The following is a 22,721-nucleotide window of genomic DNA, read 5'->3' as shown; positions in this document are numbered from 1 at the left end:
AGTATAAGTAACAAATAGCCATGTTTTATTGATATTCAAATTTATTTTTATATAACCGTGTCAAATAAAAATAATATCAATCAATAACAACGCCTTGAATGAAGCAGTAAAAGTTAAATCAAAATAATCAAAAATATACCAAATGACATTATTGACACACGAATTACTCACACTACGCTTAGTCTATGACTCTATCCTACATTCAGAAAATATCTTATAGATATCTATCATATAGTTATCTTAAATATTTTATATACCTACTTAATCTGGTTGACTGAATCAGTACTGAATAAATTTCGAGGTGGCACAAATGTTAAAAAAAATAAATAACAGACGGCTTACAGCTTTATCAATATCTATTTTAAGTACAATGAGTCTTCCCGCTTTCGCCAATATCACTTATAACAACATTACCCTCAATGAACCTCTCTACTGGACACCTTTACGCGATAATGACTCCTTAGGTATAAACTCATCATCGCTTCTACATACCGGAAGTGAAGGCTCACTAACGGTTGTTGGCCCAATGACTGGAGGGAGCATCACCATTGATAAATCAAGTTTTGCTGACAATATTAATATGAAGCAAAGCTATTCCAATATAAACTTCAGCATGACTGACAGCACCATAGATTCATTGGAATTCCTCGAGTTAGTGACCGGCTCGACGATTAACTTAACCAATGTTGAGTCTAATGGTAATGATAGTGCGATTCGTTTGGGAAATATCAATAATAGCAATAACACCATTAATATAAAAAACTTCAATAAAGCATTTTTGATTGATTTAGAAGGATCAAATTCTAAAATAAACATTGAAGACACAAAAATTCTATCCGGCCTTTCATTATTCGGAGAAAACAACACATTAAATTTCAAAAACAGTGAGATACTGTTTAACATTTCTCTCAATGGCAATAATAATACCTATAACTTCGATAATCTTATTTCCTCAGATAGAATACCCAAAACCCTGATAGTCCTCGGTGGGAATTCATTAGAAAACAATAACAATACAGCAACCCTATCAAACACGATTTTGAATACCTCAAATGAATCCAGTTTTGATGTCCTTTATTTTAATAAATCAGGTAGTAACAATACGTTCAATATCATCAACAGTACATTTCACGATGATAATCCAGTTACCGCTAATGATTCCGCACTGATCGTTGTCTCTGGGGCGAGTAGCGCACATAATAATGTGACTAATTCCACCATCAATACTGGAAATGGTTATATCTTCCTTGATTTAACCCCACAAGGAGGAAACGCCTTTATTGCCAGCAATAGTACATTGACCGGTGCCATTATGGCCGAAGCCGATCAAACCTCAACGATTGGTTTGAGCAGCAATAGTATCTGGAATTTAACCGGGGAAAAATCTGTCGGTAACCGACTTCATATTGATGACAGCCAAGTTAACATTGGTAGTTCTACACTCATCGCCAATATTCTCAAAACAAACAATAGTAAGATTAATCTTGGCAATGCAGGCACCCTTACCGTTAATAGCGATACGGATTTCGTGACATCTCAAGTTACAATGGCAGATAACAGTCTATTGAATGTTAACGGGTATATAACGTTAGATAACGCCACATTGACTACCGGTGCTGGCAGCAAGATCGCTTCGAACACGTTAAATATCATTAACGGAAGTAACCTAACGCTGAACAGCCAATCTACACTGACCTCTTCTGGAGGTATTACCTTAAACAGCGGTACATTAAACGTACTATCGGGTAATTCCCTCAACACTTCGGATGTAGCATTAGCGGCAAACAGTAACCTGAACCTTACCGGCGCAACCCTGGAAACCAGCGGAAGCACTTCGCTAAATAACTCAGCGTTCACCGCCACTTCAGGCAGTACGCTAAATACTATGGCACTGGCATTAGCAGAAAATAGTAAGCTGAATTTAACCGGTTCTGTCCTGAATACTCAAGGGAACCTTAACCTAAATAACAGCGGATTAAGTGCACAATCTGGCAGCACACTGAATATTGCCGATTTAGCATTAGCAGAAAATAGTAAGCTGAATTTAACCGGTTCTGTCCTGAATACTCAAGGGAACCTTAACCTGAATAACAGCGGATTAAGTGCACAATCTGGCAGCACACTGAGTATTGCCGATCTTGCTATGGCAGCGAACAGTCGTCTGAGCCTTAATGCTTCTACCTTGAGTTCTACAGGAAATATCGCATTGGATAGCAGCTTATTCACCATGGATTCCGGTAGCCATCTCACCACCAATGATGTGACCTTAACCAACAACGCTACCCTACTGATGTTAAGAACATCAGACGTTACGGCTAAAAGTATTCAGCTTAATAACGGTAATTTGGCTATCGGTAATGGTCAGGTGACCACCGAGTCATTGAGTACCGGAGGCGGTGAAGCCAGCAGCCAAATAACGCCACAGGCACTCAGTGTCAGTAATGCCAGAATACGTATCAACGTAGACGGCCATCTAACCGCTAACAGCGCAACCGGTACCTACAATACGACCATTGCCAGCATTGGTTCTATTGGTCAGTATGATGGGCGAGAAATGATCACCACCAACGGTGGCGGGGCCATTTTTGATGATGGTGATGGCTATGACCTTGGTATCTTCCGTTACGATTTAGTACAGCAGGGCAATAGCTGGTATTTACAGGAAAGAAAACATGATCTTTCCTCTTCGGCTCGTGCCGTAGCCAGTTTAAGTCAAGCATCGTTAACCAGTTGGAATGCCGAAACTGACTCAGTTCATCAGCGCATGACCGTCTCCCGACGAGATAACGACCAAGGTTCCGCTTGGGGAAGCTATCTGGGAGCGCATACCAGCACTCAATTGTCTAACGGGGAAAAGGCCAGCCAAAGCGTTAATGGTTTCAGCCTCGGTGTCGATAAACGCCTTAATACTGATTTAGGCTCTTATCTACTCGGTGTGGCAGTCAGCCGCGGTATTTCCAATATTGACCACATGATAAACAGCAGTTACGGCAACAGCCATGACGTAAATATGCAGGCTTACACCTCTTACAGTAATCCGTTGGGATTCTTCCTTGATGGGCTGGTTTCCTACTCTGTCATCAATAGTAAAATCACGACCGTCTCACTGGATGATGAACATTCCGATGGCAGTCTGGATACGCATGGATTTGGCGCATCGCTGAAAGGGGGATATCACTACGTTCTACCGAATACCGCGTTTATTGAGCCTTATGTCCGCGCTTCAATGCTCAATATCGCAGACAAAAGCTACTCGCTGGATAACGGTCTTCGCGTCACCAACAATCAGTACAAATCGTTACAGGGTGAGCTAGGCGTAGACATCGGTAAAACCTTCGCATTAGGCGATTCTATGGAGCAAACCCTACGCCCCTATGTAAAAGTCGCTTATCAGCAAGAGTTTAAGGACAACAATACTATCGACGTCAACAACTATACCATCAGCAATAATATTGATGGCTCTGGCGGAAAAGTCGGGACAGGGTTGGAGTATACAATCAAGCGGAACTTCGGCGCTTATGTCACCGCTAACTATGGTTCTAAAACAGGCGATACCGGAACCGATACCCACTTAACCGGCACCGCTGGCCTGCGCTATAACTGGTAGCAAGAAAGTACCCTATAGATACATTACCCAGCCCATCGCTTAAACCCGGTGGGCTGATTTTTTATGTTACACAGGAGCGATTTTTATACTTCGTCAGACACAGCAACTTGATTCTTTTCTGCCTGATTAACAATTTTACCAAAAAAGTCATCGCTAACTGTGCTAATCCCCGGGTAATTAAATAACCCTATTCTCGTTTCTATCTCTATCAGAGAGCATAATAATTTTCTGGAAAATATAATTACCATCGCTAATTAGTTACTAGCATCTCATTTTTCATAGCTATTAAATAAAAATTCATCCCGATATTGTTTTTAATAACCTGCCGATTTATCAATTAAAAACCGGTTGATGAAATAAGCAGTGACATGACGATTTTATTATTCATATCTTTTAAAATACGCTATTTTAGATGTCTATTAATTTCATAAACACCAATATAGGAAATGATCAAGACGAATTAGTTTACCACCATCATTAAATTTGACATAGCTCACAGATACATAATTTTACTGCATTTTTTATAAACTCACTGATTATCACCTCGTTGACACTCTTATTTTTCAAGAGTAGCCTTCTTTTTCATGGGAGCGGTACCATGAAAAACGAAAAGGAATGAATGTGATTAATTCGCTGCTTAGTTCGATATATAAAGATTCAATAGACAACGTGATAATCGGGCAAATTCATCAAAGAATAACTGAAGCAAAAAGCCATATTAGTCACACCAGAAAACAGCGCTGGGATGAAAAGGACGTGGTATTAATTACCTATGCGGACCAATTTTATCAACCTGAAAAAAAGACCTTAACATGTCTGACAGATTTCTATAATGCCGGACTCTCTGCGGTATTTAATATTGTCCATCTGCTGCCGTTTTATCCCTATTCATCCGATGATGGTTTTTCGGTTATTGATTACTATCAGGTGAATCCAATTGCGGGTGACTGGCAGGATATCGCCAAACTTCATCATTCCACCCGCCTGATGTTCGATTATGTCTGTAACCATATGTCCGCCCAGAGCGAGTGGTTTCGTGGCTATCTAGCTCAACAGCCGGAATATGACAATTTCTTTGTCAGTATGGACCCTAACATTGACCTCAGCGCAGTAACCCGCCCTCGTACATCACCATTACTGACACCGTTCCCCCTGAAAGATGGCAGCACTCGCCATATCTGGACCACCTTCAGCGCCGATCAAATAGATCTAAATTTTGCTAATCCAAAGGTGCTGGTCGCCATGTTGGATGTACTGTTGGAGTATTTGAAGCAGGGTGCGGACTATATTCGTCTGGATGCCGTTGGCTTCATGTGGAAAACGCCGGGAACTCGCTGTATCCACCTTGAAAAGACCCACCTGTTGGTCAAACTGTTCCGTGCAGTCACAGACATTGTGGCACCGGGCAGCGTTATCATTACTGAAACCAACGTTCCGCATCAGGACAATATTGCCTACTTCGGTAACGGTCACGATGAAGCGCAAATGGTTTATCAGTTCCCGTTGCCCCCTTTAGTTCTGCATGCCATTCATACCGGTAGCGCACGTACACTGGGCCAGTGGGCAGCCAGTTTGGATCTGAATACGACAGATACCACCTTCTTCAACTTCCTTGCTTCCCATGATGGCATCGGGCTTAACCCATTGCGGGGTTTGCTCCCGGAAGAAGAAATTCTAGCGCTGGTAGAAGATTTACAGCGCGAAGGGGCCTTGGTTTCTTACAAGAATAATCCCGACGGCAGCCGCAGCCCTTATGAAATCAATGTGACCTACATGGATGCGTTAAATCGTCAGGACAGCCAGGACGACGAGCGGATTGCCCGTTTTCTACTGGCACACGCCATCTTGCTGGCGTTCCCTGGCGTACCGGCAGTCTACATCCAAAGCATTTTAGGCTCGCGCAATGATTATGACGGCGTGAAAAGCGCCGGGCATAATCGCGCCATCAACCGCCAGAAATATTCACTAGATGATATTAATCAGGCTATTGCGGGCAAAAACTACCTACGCCATCAAATATTTCATCAGCTTTCACGACTAATTGAAGTTAGAAAAAGCCATTCGGCGTTTCATCCTAACTGCCCACTGGTTATCCATCACTCACCGCAAGAGGTTCTGGCTTTTAGCCGCGAAGCGCCAAATGGCCAACGTGTGATGGCTCTGTTTAATCTCAGCTCCGCAGCGTGTCCGGTAGATTTACCGGCCGCTGAATACACCAATTTGCTCACTGCCGAAACGCTGAGCACGACATCCCCTTACGTTATGCAGCCTTATCAATTCCTCTGGCTTAACTATTAATCAGGAATCTTTGACATGAATAAAAAATTGCTCATTGCTCCGGTGTTGCTTTGCAGTTTGGTGCTTGGCGCCTGTGAATCTGAAAAACAAGAGAATGTCACCATCGAATTTATGCACTCATCGGTAGAACAGGAACGTCAGGCGGTCATCTCTAAGCTGATTACCCGCTTTGAACAGGCAAATCCAACCATCAAGGTGAAACAGGTTCCGGTGGAAGAAGATGCCTATAACACCAAAGTCATCACTCTTGCCCGTACAGGGAAACTCCCTGAAGTCATTGAGGTTAGCCATGATTACGCCAAAGTGATGGACAAAGAGCTGCTGATCGATCGCAAAGCCATTTCTGAAGTTATTGACCAAGTGAAACCTGAGAACTTCTATGATGGTGTGCTACGCATCGTGCGTACAGAAGATGGTTCAGGCTATACCGGTATTCCGGTTAGCGGCTGGATTCAGGGAATTTGGTATCACAAGAAAGCGCTGGAACAGGCGGGCTTTTCTGAGCCGCAAAACTGGCAACAGCTGATGGCGATCGCGGCTAAATTTACTCAACCGGCAAAGAAAAAGTACGGTATTGCCCTGCCTACCGCAGAAAGCGTCATGACTGAACAGGCTTTCTCTCAGTTCGCACTTTCCAATAGCGCTAACATTTTTGATGCTGACGGTAAGATCACTGTTGATACCAACCAAATGCGTCAGGCTCTGGATTACTATAAACAGCTGGCTCACAACACCATGCCAGGCTCTAACGATGTAATGGAAATTAAAGATGCCTTTATGAACGGTACCGTACCGATGGCAATCTACTCCACCTACATTCTTCCGGCGGTATATACCGATGGCGACCCACAAGACCTCGGCTTTGCCGTACCAACAGAAAAAACGCCTGCGGTTTACGGCACTATCACGTCTCTGACCATCTCTGCTGGTCTTGAATCAAACAATGTTGAAGCAGCCAAAAAGTTTGTTGAGTTTATTGAACAATCGGATAACGCCACCGACTGGGTACTGATGTCACCGGGAGCCGCTTTGCCGGTCACAAAACTGGTGACCTCTAACACCACTTATATCAACAACCCAGTCATTAAAGCTTTCGGCACACTCCCCAATGACCTAGTGAATGAATTCAAGAACGTACAGGTATTCGGTTCGGTCGGTGAGAAGAATTTTATCCGTATGGGTGACATTACCGGCTCTGCTGTGATTGGCGAGATGGTGAATAACGTGACTGTTGGTAAGAAAAATGTCGATACCACCCTGACTCAAGCTCAACTGCGTATTGAAGCCATGATGCAACAGCGACCTTAATTGGTCGCAGCCACCCAAGGTATTGCTATGAAGAAGCGTTTTTTTAGCCAATCGGATACGCCTTTTGCCATATTACTGCTAGCCCCGAGTCTGGTACTGCTCGGGCTTTTAGTGATATATCCGATGTTATCCAACGTGCAGATAAGTTTTCTGCAGGTTCCTCTTAATCCACGCATTAGCGAACGCTTTGTCGGATTAAGCAATTACATCAGTATTTTATCCGATCCGGACTTCTACCACTCCCTGTGGGTAACGTTCGGTTATACCACGCTAGTCGTGTTGGGCAGTACCGGACTTGGACTGGCGGTTGCTATGTTCTTTAACCGCGAGTTCCGCTTTCGCAGAACGGCCCGTTCGCTGGTGATTCTCTCTTATGTTACGCCCTCTATTTCTTTGGTTTTTGCCTGGAAATATATGTTTAACAATGGCTATGGCATCGTTAACTATCTGGGCAGCGATGTATTCAATCTCTTTGATCAGGCACCGCTATGGTTTGACAATCCGGTCAGTAGCTTTTTTCTCGTGGTGATTTTTGCCATCTGGCGCTACTTCCCTTATGCCTTTATCTCCTTTCTGGCCATTTTGCAAACCATTGATAAATCGCTATATGAGGCAGCAGAAATGGACGGGGCTAACGTCTGGCAACGTTTTCGTATCGTTACACTACCGGCCATTATGCCGGTTCTGGCAACGGTCATTACTCTGCGCGCTATCTGGATGTTCTATATGTTTGCCGATGTTTATTTGTTAACCAACAAAGTCAATATCCTCGGCGTCTACCTGTATAAAACGGCCTTTGCGTTCAATGATCTGGGTAAAGCAGCGGCAATTTCAGTTGTGCTATTTGCCATTATTTTCCTAGTCATTCTGATCGCCAGAAAACGAGTAAACATCAATGGCAACTAAACGTCATACCTTACGGCGAACGGGCTTCTATATCAGCATGATTGCGTTTTTAGCCGCCATGCTATTTCCATTCTTTATTATGCTGATGACCTCGTTCAAAGGCACTAAAGAGGCGATTGCGCGTCACCCTACGCTACTACCGCAGGATTGGACGCTGAAGCACTATATCGATATCTTCAACCCGGATATCTTCCCGTTTCTGACCTATTTTAAAAACAGTTTTCTGGTTTCCATGACGTCAGCCTGCATCGCGGTTTTCATTGGCATCCTTGGCGCTTATGCCCTATCAAAACTACGTTTTAAAGGGCGGCTAACCATCAACGCCAGCTTTTATACCGTCTATATGTTCTCCGGCATCCTGCTGGTGGTTCCGCTGTTCAAAATCATCTCCAGCTTAGGGCTTTATGACACCGAAACCGCACTGATCATTACCATGGTGGTGCAAACGCTGCCTACTGCGGTATTTATGCTGAAAAGCTATTTCGACACGATACCGGATGAAATAGAAGAAGCAGCGATGATGGACGGACTCAACCGACTGCAGATCATCTTCTATATTACGGTACCACTGGCGATTTCTGGGATTATTTCCGTGTTCGTCTACTGCTTTATGGTGGCGTGGAACGACTATCTGTTCGCCTCAATTTTCCTGTCCAGTTCGGCCAATTTCACGTTGCCCGTTGGCTTAAACACCCTATTCAGTACCCCTGACTATATCTGGGGCCGCATGATGGCCGCCTCGCTGGCTACCGCTCTACCGGTGGTGGTGATGTATGCCCTCTCAGAACGATTTATTAAAGGTAATTTGACTGCCGGTGGCGTGAAAGGCTAATCCGGTCATCACATAGTTAATGGAGTTATTGAATGAAAAAGTTAATTGCAACTGAACCTCGCGTAGCTGCCTTAGTGGAATATCAGGATCGTCCGGTAGCCAGCAATGAAGTCAAAATCCGCGTTGAGTTTGGTTCGCCAAAACATGGTACCGAAGCGGTGGATTTTCGCGGCGTGAGCCCATTTATTGATGAAGAGTTTTCCAGCGAGTGGAACATGTTTGTACCCCGCCCAGCAGATGCGCCACGCGGCATTGAATTTGGCAAATTCCAGCTTGGCAATATGGTGGTTGGCACCATTGTTGAAATGGGCAACGAAGTTACCGAATACCAAATGGGCGATCGAGTATGCAGTTATGGTCCACTACAAGAGACGGTGATCGTCAATGGCGTCAATAACTATAAGCTACGCAAAATGCCAGCAGGGGCAAGTTGGAAAAACGCGGTGTGTTATGACCCGGCACAGTTCGCCATGAGCGGTGTGCGCGATGCGAACGTACGCGTTGGTGATTTTGTGGTGGTGGTTGGTTTGGGTGCTATCGGCCAAATCGCATTGCAATTAGCGAAAAAAGCGGGGGCATCCGTCGTCATTGGCGTCGATCCACTGGAGCACCGCTGCACAATTGCCCGTAAACATGGCGCAGACTATTGCTTCAACCCTATCGGTACCGATATCGGGCTGGAGATTAAAAAGCTGACCGGCAAACTGGGTGCCGATGTCATTATCGAAACCAGCGGTAACTCAGAGGCGCTTCAGGCTGCCCTACGCGGTATCGCCTACGGCGGCACTATTTCTTATGTCGCCTTTGCCAAACCTTTCCCCGATGGTTTTAACCTCGGCCGAGAAGCCCACTTCAATAATGCCAAAATCATTTTCTCCCGCGCCAGTAGCGAACCTAACCCAGACTATCCTCGCTGGAGCCGTAAACGTATCGAAGAAACCTGCTGGCAATTGCTAATGAATGGTTATCTGAACTGTGAAGATCTGATCGATCCGGTTGTCAGCTTCAGCGATAGCCCGGACAGCTATATGAAGTTTGTCGATCGGCACCCAGATCTGAGTATCAAGATGGGTATTGAATTCTAACTCACTGACTAATCAAATATTAATCAAGGTCTTTACTATGAAAATCGGTACACAAAATCAGGCTTTTTTCCCTGAAAATATTAAAGAAAAATTCGCCTTCATTAAGAATATGGGCTTCGATGGGTTTGAAATTGACGGCAAACTGTTAGTCAATCATCTGGAGGAAGTGAAACAGGCTATCGCAGAAACGGGATTACCAGTTATCACCGCCTGCGGTGGTTATGATGGCTGGATCGGCGACTTTATTGAAGAGCGTCGCCTCAATGGTTTGGCACAAATTGAAAAAATTCTGGAAGCGCTATCAGCCGTTGGCGGTAAAGGCATTATTGTACCCGCAGCCTGGGGAATGTTTACTTACCGTCTACCACCAATGACCTCTCCTCGCAGTAAAGAAGGTGACAGCAAAGCCATCAGCGATTCCCTATGCTATTTAGATAAAGTCGCAGCCCGTACCGGAACTACCGTCTATTTGGAACCGCTCAATCGTTATCAAGATCATATGATCAATACGCTGGCGGATGCTCGTCGCTATATCGAAGAAAATCAGCTCAAGCACGTCAAAATCATTGGCGATTTTTACCATATGAATATTGAAGAAGACGATCTGAGCGCAGCATTTCACCAGCATCGCGACCTCCTCGGCCACGTGCATATCGCTGACAACCATCGCTATCAACCGGGTAGCGGCAGCATCGATTTTAAAACTCATTTTGACCAGCTGCGTCGTGACGGTTACGACGGCTATATCGTCTATGAGTGCCGTATTCGTGCTGAAGATCCGGCAGCCGCCTATCAGCAATCCCTGAAGCATTTACGCACGCTGTAATTTTACCAATACGTAAAACAGGAGCGAAACCGGGTGAGCAAAAAACTAAAAGTCGCGCTGATTGGCGGCGGGCAAGTGGCAGAAAAAGTCCATGTCGCCTACTACGCCTCGCGGCCAGAACTTGAACTGGTGGCTGTAGTTGACAGCCAGACTGAACGCGCAAAAGAGTTTGCTGAGCGTAACGGCATTGCACGTTATTACACCGATAGCGAAGCCATGTATCAGGCGGAAAAGCCCGATTTGGTTAGCGTCTGTACACCAAACAAAATGCACTGTGAGCACGTACTACAGGCATTGCATCACGGCTGCCACGTCATGTGTGAGAAACCACCGGCCATGACTCCCGATCAGGCCTACCAAATGTGGCAGGCCTCAACACAGACGCAAAAAGTACTCGCCTATGATTTTCACCATCGCTTTGCTGATGATGCACGCTTGCTACGCGGTAGCGTCGCTAGCGGTGAATTGGGTGAAGTCTATGTCACTAACGCCAAAGCGCTACGCCGCTGCGGCGTTCCCGGCTGGGGCGTATTTACCGATAAAACCCAGCAGGGCGGCGGCCCGCTGATCGATATTGGTATTCATATGCTGGATGCAGCAATGTTCGTGTTGGGTTTTCCGCAGGTATATAAAGTGGATGCCCATATGTATCAAAAGATTGGCACGGTGAAAAACAACGGTCAGTTTGGTCAATGGGATCCTTCTCGCTTTACCGTGGAAGATGCGCTGTTTGCCACTCTGGAATTTACCAGCGGCAGCATTCTGCGTCTTGAAACCTCCTTTGCTCTCAATATTCAACCGCAATCGGTGATGAACGTTGAGTTTTGTGGCGATCGTGCCGGAGCCACCCTGTTTCCTGCCCATATCTATACCGATGATGGCGGTCAGCTATTAACGTTGTATCAACGTGAAAAAGCTGACGATTTACGCCACCACAAAAGTATGGAGGCCTTTGTTGAACGAGTGCTTGGTAACCCGGCCAATATTGCCGACGGTGAACAAGGCTACATTATCCAAAAGCTGGTTGATGCTATTTATCAAGCGGCAGAACAGCGTAAGAGTATCTATCTATGAGTTATCCCGGCACCTTAACGGAACACGGATTTGATCCTCACTTTTTGAATAAGTACGCCAGTTTAATGGCGGGAGGAAATGGCTATCTGGGTATCCGGGCCAGCCATGAGGAAGATTATACTGAGCAGGTACGGGGAATGTATCTGGCGGGTATTTATCATCGCGCAACAGTTGATGAAATTAATGAACTGGTCAATCTGCCGGATATTATTGGCATGCGCATTGAGCTAAACGGTGAAATTTTCTCACTATTAGCCGGAACCATTGTTGAATACCGCCGTGAACTGAAGATGAAAAACGGCGAACTACTGCGAGATTTAGTGTGGCAATCCCCATTCGGCGGACGTTATCGCATTATTAGCCGACGCCAGATTGCAGCCACACCGTTGCAATTAGTGATCGCTCAGCTTGAAATCACCGCCCTTGATATGCCATGTCACCTACAAATTATGACCGGCATTGACGCCACACAGACTAACTTTGGTCGACAGCATCTGAACGAAACGCAGGTTCGGGTGTTTGAGCAACAGTATCTACAAGGGTGCTACCGCACCACCGATAACCAGCAAGAAGTAGTCATCACCAGCTATTGCCAGCTACCGGATAACATCCACAGCAGTTTTTCGGCTAAAAATCGTCGGCTGATGCAGCATATTGATGTGAATCTGGAGAGTAACTGCACTTTTCAGATGAGCAAAATTAGCTGGGTTGCCAGCTCACTGGACAATGACTATTGCGCTGAAACCTTCGCTGCCGATTGTCTGAATCATCTGAAACAACAGCTTCAACATGGCTATAGCTCCATCGCTTCTCGCTCAGAACAATGCTGGCAAACCTACTGGCAGAAAACCCGCGTTGAATTAGCCAGCGACCAGCCGCAGGATCAGCAGGCATTGGACTTCGCGCTCTATCACTTAGCCGGCATGACCCCGACACACAGCGAACTATGCAGTATTGCCGCAAAAGGTTTAACCGGTGAAGGCTATAAAGGCCATGTGTTTTGGGATACGGAAATTTTCCTGCTGCCGTTCCATCTGTTAACTCAGCCACAAATTGCCCGCCAGTTACTGCGCTATCGCTATCTACATCTACAACAAGCAGAAGAAAAAGCCCGTCGCAACGGCTATCACGGCGCGCTATTCCCTTGGGAGAGCGCCTTTAGTGGAGAGGAAGAAACACCTGAATTCGCCGCTATCAATATTCGTACCGGTCTGCGCCAACGCGTAGCCTCGGCCATTGCGGAACACCATATTGTTGCAGATATTGCCTATGCTACTGTGGGTTACTATCAGGCAACCCACGATCATGAATTTATGCAGCAAGAGGGGGTGACCCTGCTGCAAAAAACCGCAGAATTCTGGCTCAGTCGCGCGACCGAAGTGAATGACCGCTGGGAAATTCTCGATGTTATCGGCCCCGATGAGTATACCGAGCACATTGATAACAACGCCTATACCAACTACATGGCTCACTACAATGTGCAGCAGGCTTTGGCCTTTATGCAGCAATATGGAAAAATCGATACGGCATTTGAAAAGCAGGCTAACGATTTTCTTCATCGCCTCTACCTACCGAAACCTAATGACCATCTCGTGATCCCACAGGATGACAGCTTCTTCAGCAAACCTACTATCGATCTGAACCGCTATAAAGCACGTCAGGGCTCCCAATCCATTTTGCTGGATTACTCGCGCGCTGAAGTTAATGAGATGCAAATTCTCAAGCAGGCGGACGTGATTATGCTGCTGCACTTATTGCCGGAACTGTTTGATGCTCAAGTCAAAGCCGCCAACTTTAACTATTACGAACCGCGTACCATTCATGATTCGTCATTGAGTAAAGCGATTCACGCCATTATTGCCAGCCAAGGGCAACAGTCTGAATTGGCTTATCAATTCTATCAACAGGCTTGCCTGATAGATTTAGGCCCGGTTCCCCATAGCTCTGACGAGGGTATTCATGCCGCAGCCCTTGGTGCTATCTGGCTGGGCGTACTCTTCGGCTTTGCCGGACTGCATTACCAGCAAGGTGAATTACATCTTAACCCCCAATTGCCAACGCAGTGGCAGCACTTACGTTTTCCACTTAACTGGCGTGGACAGCAACTGCACTTCACCCTGACGCATGACCAAATACAAATTGATGGTGTTTTATCTCAGCCCTTGACGATTTATATCGCCGGTCAGGCCCATACCATCACCCAGCCATCCACCATAAACCGGAATGAAAACAATGAAAATTGTCATTGCACCTGATTCTTATAAAGAGAGTCTGACAGCAGAACAAGTTGCCTCCGCCATTCATACCGGTTTTCACAGCATCTTGCCTCACGCCGAATATTGCCTGCTACCTATCGCTGATGGTGGAGAAGGAACCCTGAAAATATTGGGGCGGCAGACCAATGCCATATTTACCACCCAGCGAGTTTGTGGACCTCGCTTTGAGCAAGTTAACGCCAATATGGCCGTGACGCCATACGGGAATACGGCTTTTATTGAAATGGCAGAAGCCTGCGGCCTGCATTTAGTTCCGGTCAAAGAACGCGATCCCTGGCAGGCCACCAGCCAAGGGCTGGGGGAGCTAATTCGTGCAGCCCTTGATATGAACGTCAAAAATATCGTCATTGGTATCGGCGGTAGTGCCACTAATGACGGCGGTATCGGCATGGCCAGTGCCCTGGGCTATCGCTTTTATAACGCCAGCGGAGCGCTACTACGACCGGATGGAAATGCTCTAGCGCAGGTTCATACCATCGACAGTCAAAACCGCGATCCCCGACTATCGCTGATCACGATTACCGTCGCTGCCGATGTGAATAACCCGCTGTTGGGGGAGTCTGGCTGTAGCTATGTGTTTGGTCCACAAAAAGGATTAGACCCTTCGCTGTGCCAAAAAGCCGATCGCAACATGGCCCATTTTTATCGCATCGCAGAAAGTACGCTGGGCCGTAGTGTAAAAGACATTCCCGGAGCCGGTGCTGCAGGAGGCATGGGTGCAGCCCTGATGCTGTTTACCGGAGCGCAACTAAGAAGCGGCGCAGAACTGATCTTTGAATCCATCGGCTTAAAAACCGCCTGTGCCGATGCCGATATTCTGATCACCGGCGAAGGAAGAATGGATGGACAAACGCTGTCCGGTAAAGGCCCTTCTGGAATATTGCGTTACGCAACCGCTAAAACCCGCACCATTGCTATTTGCGGTAGCGTAGGCAGCGATCTGGCTCCGCTGTATCAGCATGGTTTTGATGCCATATTCCCCACCATTCCCGCACTGCTCCCATCCGAAACGCTATTTGCCAACGCTTACCACAATGTGGAGCAAACAGCCCGTAACGTTGCAGCCTTGCTGGCAGGAAAAAAATAATGAAACTTGAAGCCGTAATTTTCGATCTGGATGGTGTCATCACCGATACTGCCCATTTCCATTTTATTGCCTGGCAGAAAATTGCCGGTGAAATTGGTATTGATATCGACGAGCAGTTTAACGAACAGCTTAAAGGAATTAGTCGACTGGATTCTTTACACCGTATTTTGGTTCACGGCGGCAAACGCTTCGACTTTTCCACAGAACAGATAAATCAATTAGCCGAACGTAAAAACCAGATCTATGTTGCCCTGCTGGATCAACTCTCTCCTGCGGCTATTCTTCCCGGTATCAGCGACTTATTGAAAGAGCTGCGCCAACAGCAAATTCGTATCGGGCTGGCTTCCGTCTCGCGTAACGCGCCGCAGGTTCTGGCGGCGCTGCACCTGACCAGTCAATTTGATTTCTGTGCTGATGCCAACAAGATTCAACACTCAAAGCCTGACCCGGAAATCTTCCTCACCGCTTGTGCCGGATTGGGAATCGACCCGTCTCGCGCTATCGGCATTGAGGATGCCCAAGCCGGTATTGAAGCCATAAAAGCCAGCGGTATGTTAGCTATCGGCGTTGGGCAAGCGCTTACACACGCCGACTGGTTAATTCCTTCTACCCAATATTTGAATATGAACGCGCTGCAAACCCTGTGGGATCGTCATGCTGCATCGCTGTCTACTCGTACCTAAGGAACTGCTCTATGTCCCATATTTCATTAAAACATCTGCAGAAAATTTATGACAACAAGGTCCATGTTGTAAAAGACTTCAATCTGGAAATTGAAGACAAAGAATTCATCGTTTTTGTTGGGCCATCCGGCTGTGGTAAGTCCACAACATTACGTATGATTGCCGGTCTAGAAGATATCTCCGGCGGTGATTTACTGATTGATGACGTTCGAATGAATGACATCCCAGCCAAAGATCGCGGTATCGCGATGGTGTTTCAAAACTATGCGCTCTACCCCCACATGTCAGTGTACGACAACATGGCATTTGGCCTGAAAATGAAGAAAGTCGCACGCGATGAAATCGATCGTCGGGTTGCTTATGCCGCACAAATTCTAGGGCTGAAAGAGTATCTCAAACGTCGTCCCAGCGCACTTTCTGGCGGTCAGCGCCAGCGGGTTGCTTTAGGCCGGGCGATTGTACGCGACGCTAAAGTGTTCTTGATGGATGAGCCGCTATCCAATCTTGATGCAAAACTGCGAGTACAGATGCGGGCAGAAATCTGCAAACTGCACAGCAAGCTGGATACCACCATGATTTACGTCACACACGACCAAACCGAAGCCATGACCATGGCTACACGCATTGTGATTATGAAAGACGGCATAATTCAACAGGTGGGCGCCCCTAAATCTGTCTATAACCACCCCTGTAATATGTTTGTCGCCGGTTTTATCGGTTCCCCCTCAATGAACTTCCTGCGCGGTGCCATTGATGGTCATTACTTCGTTACAGAAAGCTTACGTATAGCCATCCCTGAGGATAAATACAGCGTATTGACGGCTAAAAATTACCAGCGCCGTGGCGTAATTTTGGGTATCAGGCCTGAAGATATATTCAACTCAGAACAATCCGAGCAGGGCATTGCCGCCACCATTTCAGTTGCTGAATTAACCGGTGCAGAGTTCATGTTGTATTGCACCGTCGGTGGCCACGAATTAGTGGTTCGCGCCGATGCTAAAAATGACCGTCACGCCGGGCAACATATCAGTCTGAATTTTGACATGGATAAATGCCATTTCTTCGATCCTGACAGTGAGGAGGTCATTCACCAATAAAGCACTCTGACAATACAACACACAATCAGAATTAATTAAGGAAAGTGCCTGTTTACAGCCAAAATCCGGCTGGGGATTATTGTGCACTGAATAAGTTTTAAAAAATCATATTAATATATTACAGGGATTTATAATGAAAAAAACGGGTTTATTACTTGGGCTTTTGTTACCACTTTCCTCTGTTCAAGCGGTAGAAACGGCGGCACTGGAACCTCATCAAGATACGACCTTATCCACTGATGCTGCTTTGGACTCTAGCGAAAACAATGACAAAAATCAGTGGCGCAAAAAAATCGGTGCCATGATTGAAACTGAAAACGTAGAAGGTCAGGGTGACAAAGATGGTGCCTTTGAGCCAACAGTCTATTTGAATATGTCTTATGGTAAATGGGATATCTACGGGTCTTTTTACCAGGAAGATCAGGGGGTTGATTACAGCAGCCAGAACCGTACCGATTGGTTCGATCAATATGAGTTGGATGGTCATTATCAATTTATTGATGATCAAGATTACGCGCTGGGTTTAATGCTCGGATTCCGTAACTATGTTTGGCATTATGAAGAAGATGGGAAAAATTCACCGGGAAATACGCAACGTTATACTATTCAGCCGGACTGGCGCGTCACGATTACGCCAAAACTGAGCTATAACGGCTGGGCAGCATTATTTAACTATTACAATCATACCGAAGGTAATGGCTATCTAGATAAAGAGCTTGAGGGAGAAACTGGCCTGAAATACGCCTTTAACGATACCGTCGCCCTACAGGTAAATTACTACCTGAAACGCGGATGGAACTTGGGTGATAGCCAACGCGGTGAATATGCCCAACAGGAAGTGCGGGCTTATGTTCCATTAACCTTTAACACTTGGTCAGCGGGAGCCACAGAAGTTGTCCCTTATGCTCGTCGCACGCTGGATACCTACCACTACAATGAAGATCGCGGTGTACGGGAAAAGGAAACCGACACCAGATTTGGCTTACTGCTGAATCAGGAATTACCTCATGGTTTTGCCGTATCGTTGGAATATGCCTATGAGTTGCAATTGCACGACCACATTGCGGATGATGCGGCGGGGAAAACTAAATATCATTATACTGGCGTAGGGATTAGTTATAGTTTTTAATGCCACAGATAGATAAACGACCCTCTCCTGCCAATAACTAGCTATTGGCAGGAACCCATTACTCTTTCTGCGCCAGCACAGAGCGAGCCAGTGCCAGATGGGTTGGTACTAACGTTTTAGCCGCAATGTGCTCTTTACCTGAGATTTTATCAAACAAAATATCGCTGCCCGTCCAGCCTAATTCACGGGTAGGTACTTCAATTCCGCTTAATGGTGGTGACAACAACATTGAGATATTGTCATTGCTGTAACCAATCACGGAAATATCATTAGGAATGATTTGGCCCCTGTCATAAACCGCCCGATAAATACTCATCACTTTTAGGCCGTCAGTGGCAAATACCGCAGTAGGCGCATCTTCTTGAGAAATAAGTTTCATCGCCGCAGTATAAGCACTCTCTGTAGTATAGCCGCCGTCCTGAATCCAGTGAGAATTAAGCGGTAAATTATGCGCCTGCAAACAGGCTTTATATCCCGCCAGACGGTCTATAGAAACATGATAATCCAGTGAGGCATGCAAACAGGCAATTTTCCGATGTCCCTGCTTAATCAAACATTCGGTCAGGCGATAGCTGTCCTGAAAATTATCAGTGTCTACCGAGTAAACATTGCGGTACTGACCTTCCACATTACCGATCACCACCACTGGGACATCATAACTGTCCAATTCACGGAAAAAAGATTCATCGGCAGGGGAACTCAGCATAATGATACCTTTTATCATTTTCTGTCTGATTTTACTGATGCACTTTTCCAGATCTTCCTGACTATTTTTAGTGGTTTGCAAAATAACGTCAAAACCCTCCTCTTCTGAACGTGATGCAATTGCATGCAAAATTTCAGAGAAAAAAGGATTACCTGAAGTGGTTTTCGTTGAACGTGTTGAAATCACCATAATAGCGTCAAAACCTGAAGAAGTGAGACCTCGCGCCAGCTTATTCGGTTGATAATTCACCTGTTCGATGGCTTTCAACACGCGATCTCTCGCTTCATCTGAAATGTTAGTTTGCTTGTTTAATACGCGGGATACCGTCGATTTTGAGACATTTGCCAGTCTGGCTATATCATAAATAGTAGAAGCCACTAATAAACAACTCCGCTAATCAGAAACAATGACAACTATAGACCTTAATTCTCAGAGCTGTCTATTTAACATTTTGCAATACTAGACTCAGTATCGGGATATACAACACTTCTTTACAGTATCTCCATCTTTTCTCCACCTTTCCCTCTCATTAACAGGTTAAGATACGTTAATATTGCCGTCCTTTTCTCCACGGTTCACCAAACTTCAAAAAACAGAGAGTTAACGTATGAGAGGCGCTGTTCATGGCTAACTTTTTTATCGATCGCCCAATTTTTGCCTGGGTTATTGCGATTATTCTCAGCCTATCAGGTCTGCTCGCCCTCAATTCTCTGCCAGTAGAACAATACCCTAACCTCGCGCCACCGACAGTTAGAATCTCTGCCAGTTACCCCGGCGCTTCAGCTCAAACCTTGGAAAACTCAGTTACGCAAATTATCGAACAGAGTATGACCGGTCTGGACAATCTGCTGTATATGTCATCCCAAAGCAGCAGTACCGGTAGCGCCTCGGTGACATTGACCTTTACGGCAGGAACTGACCCCAATGAAGCCATGCAGCAGGTGCAAAATAAGTTAGAGAGCGCCACCCGAAAGCTCCCTCAAGACGTGCAACAACAGGGGGTTACCGTATCAAAATCTGGCGACAGCAGCCTAATGACCGTGGCGTTTGTCTCAACGGACCACAGCATGGATCGGCAGGATATTTCCGACTATGTCGCCAGTAATCTGCAAGACCCACTGAGCCGAATTAATGGTGTCGGTGGCGTCGATGCCTACGGTTCACAATACGCTATGCGCATCTGGCTTGACCCCAACAAACTGGTTAACTACAGCCTGACCACCAAAAATGTGGTTGATGCCATCTCTTCCCAAAACCAGCAAATAGCCGTAGGTCAGGTTGGCGGTACGCCATCCGTACCCGGACAGGCATTAAATGCCACCATGAATGCTCAAGCGCAGCTAGAAACCCCCGAACAGTTTCGCGCTATTACTCTAAGAGTTAATCAGGATGGTTCTGTCGTTACCCTAGCAGATGTCGCTACCGTAGCGCTGGGAGCAGAAAATTATGATTACTTAAGCCGTTATAACGGTATGCCTGCTTTTGGTATGGGAATAAAACTGGCTTCCGGAGCCAACGAATTAGAAACCGATAAACTGGTAAAACAGAAAATAGAGGAACTCTCCCCTTACTTCCCCCACGGACTCAAAGCCGAATATGCCTATGAAACTACGCCGTTTGTTCAGGCATCAATAAAAGACGTCGTCAAAACGTTACTGGAAGCTATTTTACTGGTGTTTCTGGTGATGTATCTGTTTTTACAGAATTTCCGTGCCACACTGATTCCAACTATCGCCGTACCGGTGGTGTTGTTGGGTACTTTTGCCATCCTGTATGCCTTTGGCTTTAGCGTAAACACCTTAACCATGTTTGCCATGGTGCTGGCAATTGGATTGCTGGTGGATGACGCCATCGTCGTGGTGGAAAACGTAGAGCGGGTAATGGCGATTGAAGGGCTACCTCCCCGAGAAGCAACCCGAAAATCAATGGGACAAATTCAGAGTGCGCTGGTAGGGATCGCGCTGGTTCTGTCTGCCGTTTTCGTTCCGATGGCCTTTATGGGCGGTACCACCGGTGCGATTTACCGGCAATTCTCTATCACCATCGTTTCCGCCATGGTGCTGTCGGTTTTAGTGGCATTGGTTCTAACACCGGCACTTTGTGCCACCATGCTAAAACCTATCCCTCAGGGCCACCTCCATGCTAAACGCGGTTTCTTCGGCTGGTTTAACCGCTCTTTTGAACGCAACGCCAGCAAATATGAGCGAGGCGTAGCCCAAGTTATTCGACACAGCAGCCGTACTATTCTGGTTTATATCCTGATTATTAGCGGTATGGCTTGGCTATTTATGAAGCTCCCGACCTCGTTCTTGCCGCTGGAAGATCGCGGCGTATTCATGACGCAAATTCAGCTACCGGTGGGATCCACCCAGCAGCAAACGCTAAAAGTGGTAGAGAAAGTTGAAAAATACCTGATGGAAGACGAGAAGAAAAACGTTCGCTCTGTGTTTTCCATCGTCGGTGCCGGTCCTGGTGGTAATGGACAAAACGTCGCACGAATGTTTGTTCGATTACAGGACTGGAAAGAGCGTACCGCCTCAAAAGACAGCTCTTTTGCCATTATTGAACGAGCCACTAAAGCATTTAGCCAAATTACTGAAGCCAGAGTTTTCGCCAGTAGCCCTCCTGCCATCTCTGGCTTAGGTAGCTCATCCGGTTTTGATGTGGAGTTAGAAGACCATGCTGGATTAGGCCATGACGCTCTGATAAAGGCCCGTGACACCCTGCTGCAATTAGCAGCTAAAGAACCCAGTCTGACACGGGTTCGTCATAATGGTCTGGATGACAGCCCGCAATTACAGGTTAATATCGATCAGCGAAAAGCTCAGGCACTGGGGGTTAACATTGATGATATTAACAGCACCTTGAAAACCGCTTGGGGTTCCACTTACGTTAATGATTTTATTGACCGTGGTCGGGTGAAAAAAGTTTACGTTCAGAGTGATGCGCCCTATCGTATGCAACCGGGAGATATCAACCACTGGTACGTGAATAACAGCAGTGGCGCAATGGTTCCCTTCTCGGCGTTTGCTTCCGTTAAGTGGACTTATGGCTCACCGCGACTAGAACGCTATAACGGCAGCTCCGCAGTAGAAATTGTGGGTGAGGCATCGCCAGGTATCAGTACCGGTACGGCGATGGACACCATGGATAAGCTGGTAGCTCAGTTGCCTGAGGGCTTTGGCCTTGAATGGACCGGCATGTCCTATCAGGAACGTTTATCTGGCTCTCAGGCACCCGCGTTATATGCGATTTCTCTGTTAGTGGTATTTCTCTGTCTGGCGGCTCTGTATGAGAGTTGGTCGATTCCATTCTCCGTTATGCTCGTAGTTCCACTGGGGGTTTTTGGCGCTATTTGTGCCACCTTGCTACGTGGGCTGGAAAACGATGTCTACTTTCAGGTAGGGATTCTGACCATCATTGGGCTATCGGCGAAGAACGCCATCCTGATTGTAGAATTTGCCAATGACCTGAATCGTAGTGGTAAAGATCTTATCACCGCCACTCTCGAAGCCTGCCGCTATCGACTGCGCCCTATTCTTATGACTTCACTGGCCTTTATGTTCGGAGTTCTGCCAATGGCTATTGGCAATGGGGCAGGTTCCGGCAGTCAACACGCCGTTGGTACCGGCGTACTGGGCGGCATGGTAACCGCGACCTTCCTAGCAATCTTCTTTGTACCCGTGTTCTTTGCGTTGGTGCGAAAAAGATTTCCGGGAAGCGGGCCAATGGCTAAATCCACTGAAAAGTAACCATAAAGCGAAATCATTTGGTTTCGCTTTATGGTTATTAAAAAAGAGAAATGTT

General features: G+C 46.3%; 15 protein-coding genes. 14 read left to right on the top strand and 1 reads right to left on the bottom strand.

Annotation, left to right across the window (positions count from 1 at the left end; genetic code table 11):
• Nucleotides 1-370: 370 nt before the first annotated feature.
• The 13 genes from HYN51_RS00505 to HYN51_RS00445 all read left to right on the top strand — a co-directional run bounded on the left by HYN51_RS00505 (nt 371) and on the right by HYN51_RS00445 (nt 18,208).
• Nucleotides 371-3,607 carry an autotransporter outer membrane beta-barrel domain-containing protein gene (locus tag HYN51_RS00505; protein ID WP_157952940.1) on the top strand — a complete coding sequence of 1,079 codons (3,237 nt, stop codon included), beginning with the start codon at nt 371-373 and terminating at the stop codon, nt 3,605-3,607.
• A 615-nt stretch (nt 3,608-4,222) separates the two neighbouring features.
• Nucleotides 4,223-5,905 (top strand): alpha-amylase family glycosyl hydrolase, encoded by a 1,683-nt coding sequence (locus tag HYN51_RS00500; RefSeq protein WP_108901059.1) that lies wholly within the window; start codon nt 4,223-4,225, stop codon nt 5,903-5,905.
• 15 nt (nt 5,906-5,920) lie between these two features.
• Nucleotides 5,921-7,213, top strand: coding sequence for an ABC transporter substrate-binding protein (locus HYN51_RS00495; RefSeq protein ID WP_108901058.1), 1,293 nt, complete (start codon nt 5,921-5,923; stop codon nt 7,211-7,213).
• Nucleotides 7,214-7,240: 27 nt separating this feature from the next.
• Nucleotides 7,241-8,119 (top strand): carbohydrate ABC transporter permease, encoded by an 879-nt coding sequence (locus HYN51_RS00490; RefSeq protein WP_108901057.1) that lies wholly within the window; start codon nt 7,241-7,243, stop codon nt 8,117-8,119.
• The gene (locus tag HYN51_RS00485) at nt 8,109-8,951 is read left to right on the top strand and encodes a carbohydrate ABC transporter permease (protein ID WP_108901056.1); all 843 of its coding nucleotides are present in this window, start codon (nt 8,109-8,111) and stop codon (nt 8,949-8,951) included. Before HYN51_RS00490 ends, HYN51_RS00485 begins: the two co-directional genes overlap by 11 nt.
• Before the next feature lie 32 nt (nt 8,952-8,983).
• On the top strand, nt 8,984-10,036 hold the full coding sequence (locus HYN51_RS00480; RefSeq protein ID WP_108901055.1) for a zinc-dependent alcohol dehydrogenase: 1,053 nt from the start codon (nt 8,984-8,986) through the stop codon (nt 10,034-10,036).
• 37 nt (nt 10,037-10,073) lie between these two features.
• Nucleotides 10,074-10,862 carry a sugar phosphate isomerase/epimerase family protein gene (locus HYN51_RS00475; protein WP_108901054.1) on the top strand — a complete coding sequence of 263 codons (789 nt, stop codon included), beginning with the start codon at nt 10,074-10,076 and terminating at the stop codon, nt 10,860-10,862.
• A gap of 33 nt (nt 10,863-10,895) precedes the next feature.
• Nucleotides 10,896-11,936, top strand: a complete 1,041-nt coding sequence (locus HYN51_RS00470; RefSeq protein ID WP_108901053.1) for a Gfo/Idh/MocA family protein — start codon at nt 10,896-10,898, stop codon at nt 11,934-11,936.
• Entirely contained in the window at nt 11,933-14,191 is a 2,259-nt protein-coding gene (locus tag HYN51_RS00465; protein WP_108901052.1) for a glycoside hydrolase family 65 protein, read from the top strand. Before HYN51_RS00470 ends, HYN51_RS00465 begins: the two co-directional genes overlap by 4 nt.
• A complete protein-coding gene (locus tag HYN51_RS00460; protein WP_108901051.1) occupies nt 14,169-15,299 on the top strand; it encodes a glycerate kinase in 1,131 nt (376 codons plus the stop codon). Before HYN51_RS00465 ends, HYN51_RS00460 begins: the two co-directional genes overlap by 23 nt.
• Nucleotides 15,299-15,982 carry a beta-phosphoglucomutase gene (gene pgmB, locus HYN51_RS00455; RefSeq protein WP_108901050.1) on the top strand — a complete coding sequence of 228 codons (684 nt, stop codon included), beginning with the start codon at nt 15,299-15,301 and terminating at the stop codon, nt 15,980-15,982. Before HYN51_RS00460 ends, pgmB begins: the two co-directional genes overlap by 1 nt.
• Before the next feature lie 11 nt (nt 15,983-15,993).
• Complete coding sequence (locus HYN51_RS00450; protein WP_108901049.1) at nt 15,994-17,079, top strand: ABC transporter ATP-binding protein; 1,086 nt, start codon at nt 15,994-15,996, stop codon at nt 17,077-17,079.
• Nucleotides 17,080-17,212: 133 nt separating this feature from the next.
• The gene (locus HYN51_RS00445; protein ID WP_108901048.1) at nt 17,213-18,208 is read left to right on the top strand and encodes an OmpG family monomeric porin; all 996 of its coding nucleotides are present in this window, start codon (nt 17,213-17,215) and stop codon (nt 18,206-18,208) included.
• Between the two features lie 58 nt (nt 18,209-18,266).
• Here the strand turns inward: HYN51_RS00445 and HYN51_RS00440 are convergent, their stop codons facing one another.
• On the bottom strand, nt 18,267-19,292 hold the full coding sequence (locus HYN51_RS00440; protein ID WP_108901047.1) for a LacI family DNA-binding transcriptional regulator: 1,026 nt from the start codon (nt 19,290-19,292) through the stop codon (nt 18,267-18,269).
• Nucleotides 19,293-19,537: 245 nt separating this feature from the next.
• Here HYN51_RS00440 and acrD point away from each other — a divergent pair, with 245 nt between their 5' ends.
• Complete coding sequence (gene acrD, locus HYN51_RS00435) at nt 19,538-22,666, top strand: multidrug efflux RND transporter permease AcrD (protein ID WP_108901046.1); 3,129 nt, start codon at nt 19,538-19,540, stop codon at nt 22,664-22,666.
• Nucleotides 22,667-22,721 lie beyond the last annotated feature (55 nt).

It is taken from the genome of Limnobaculum parvum (genome assembly GCF_003096015.2).
GTDB lineage: Bacteria > Pseudomonadota > Gammaproteobacteria > Enterobacterales > Enterobacteriaceae > Limnobaculum > Limnobaculum parvum.
The sequence above is the reverse complement of the archived record's forward strand: the minus strand, read 5'-3'. Positions and strand labels throughout refer to the sequence as shown.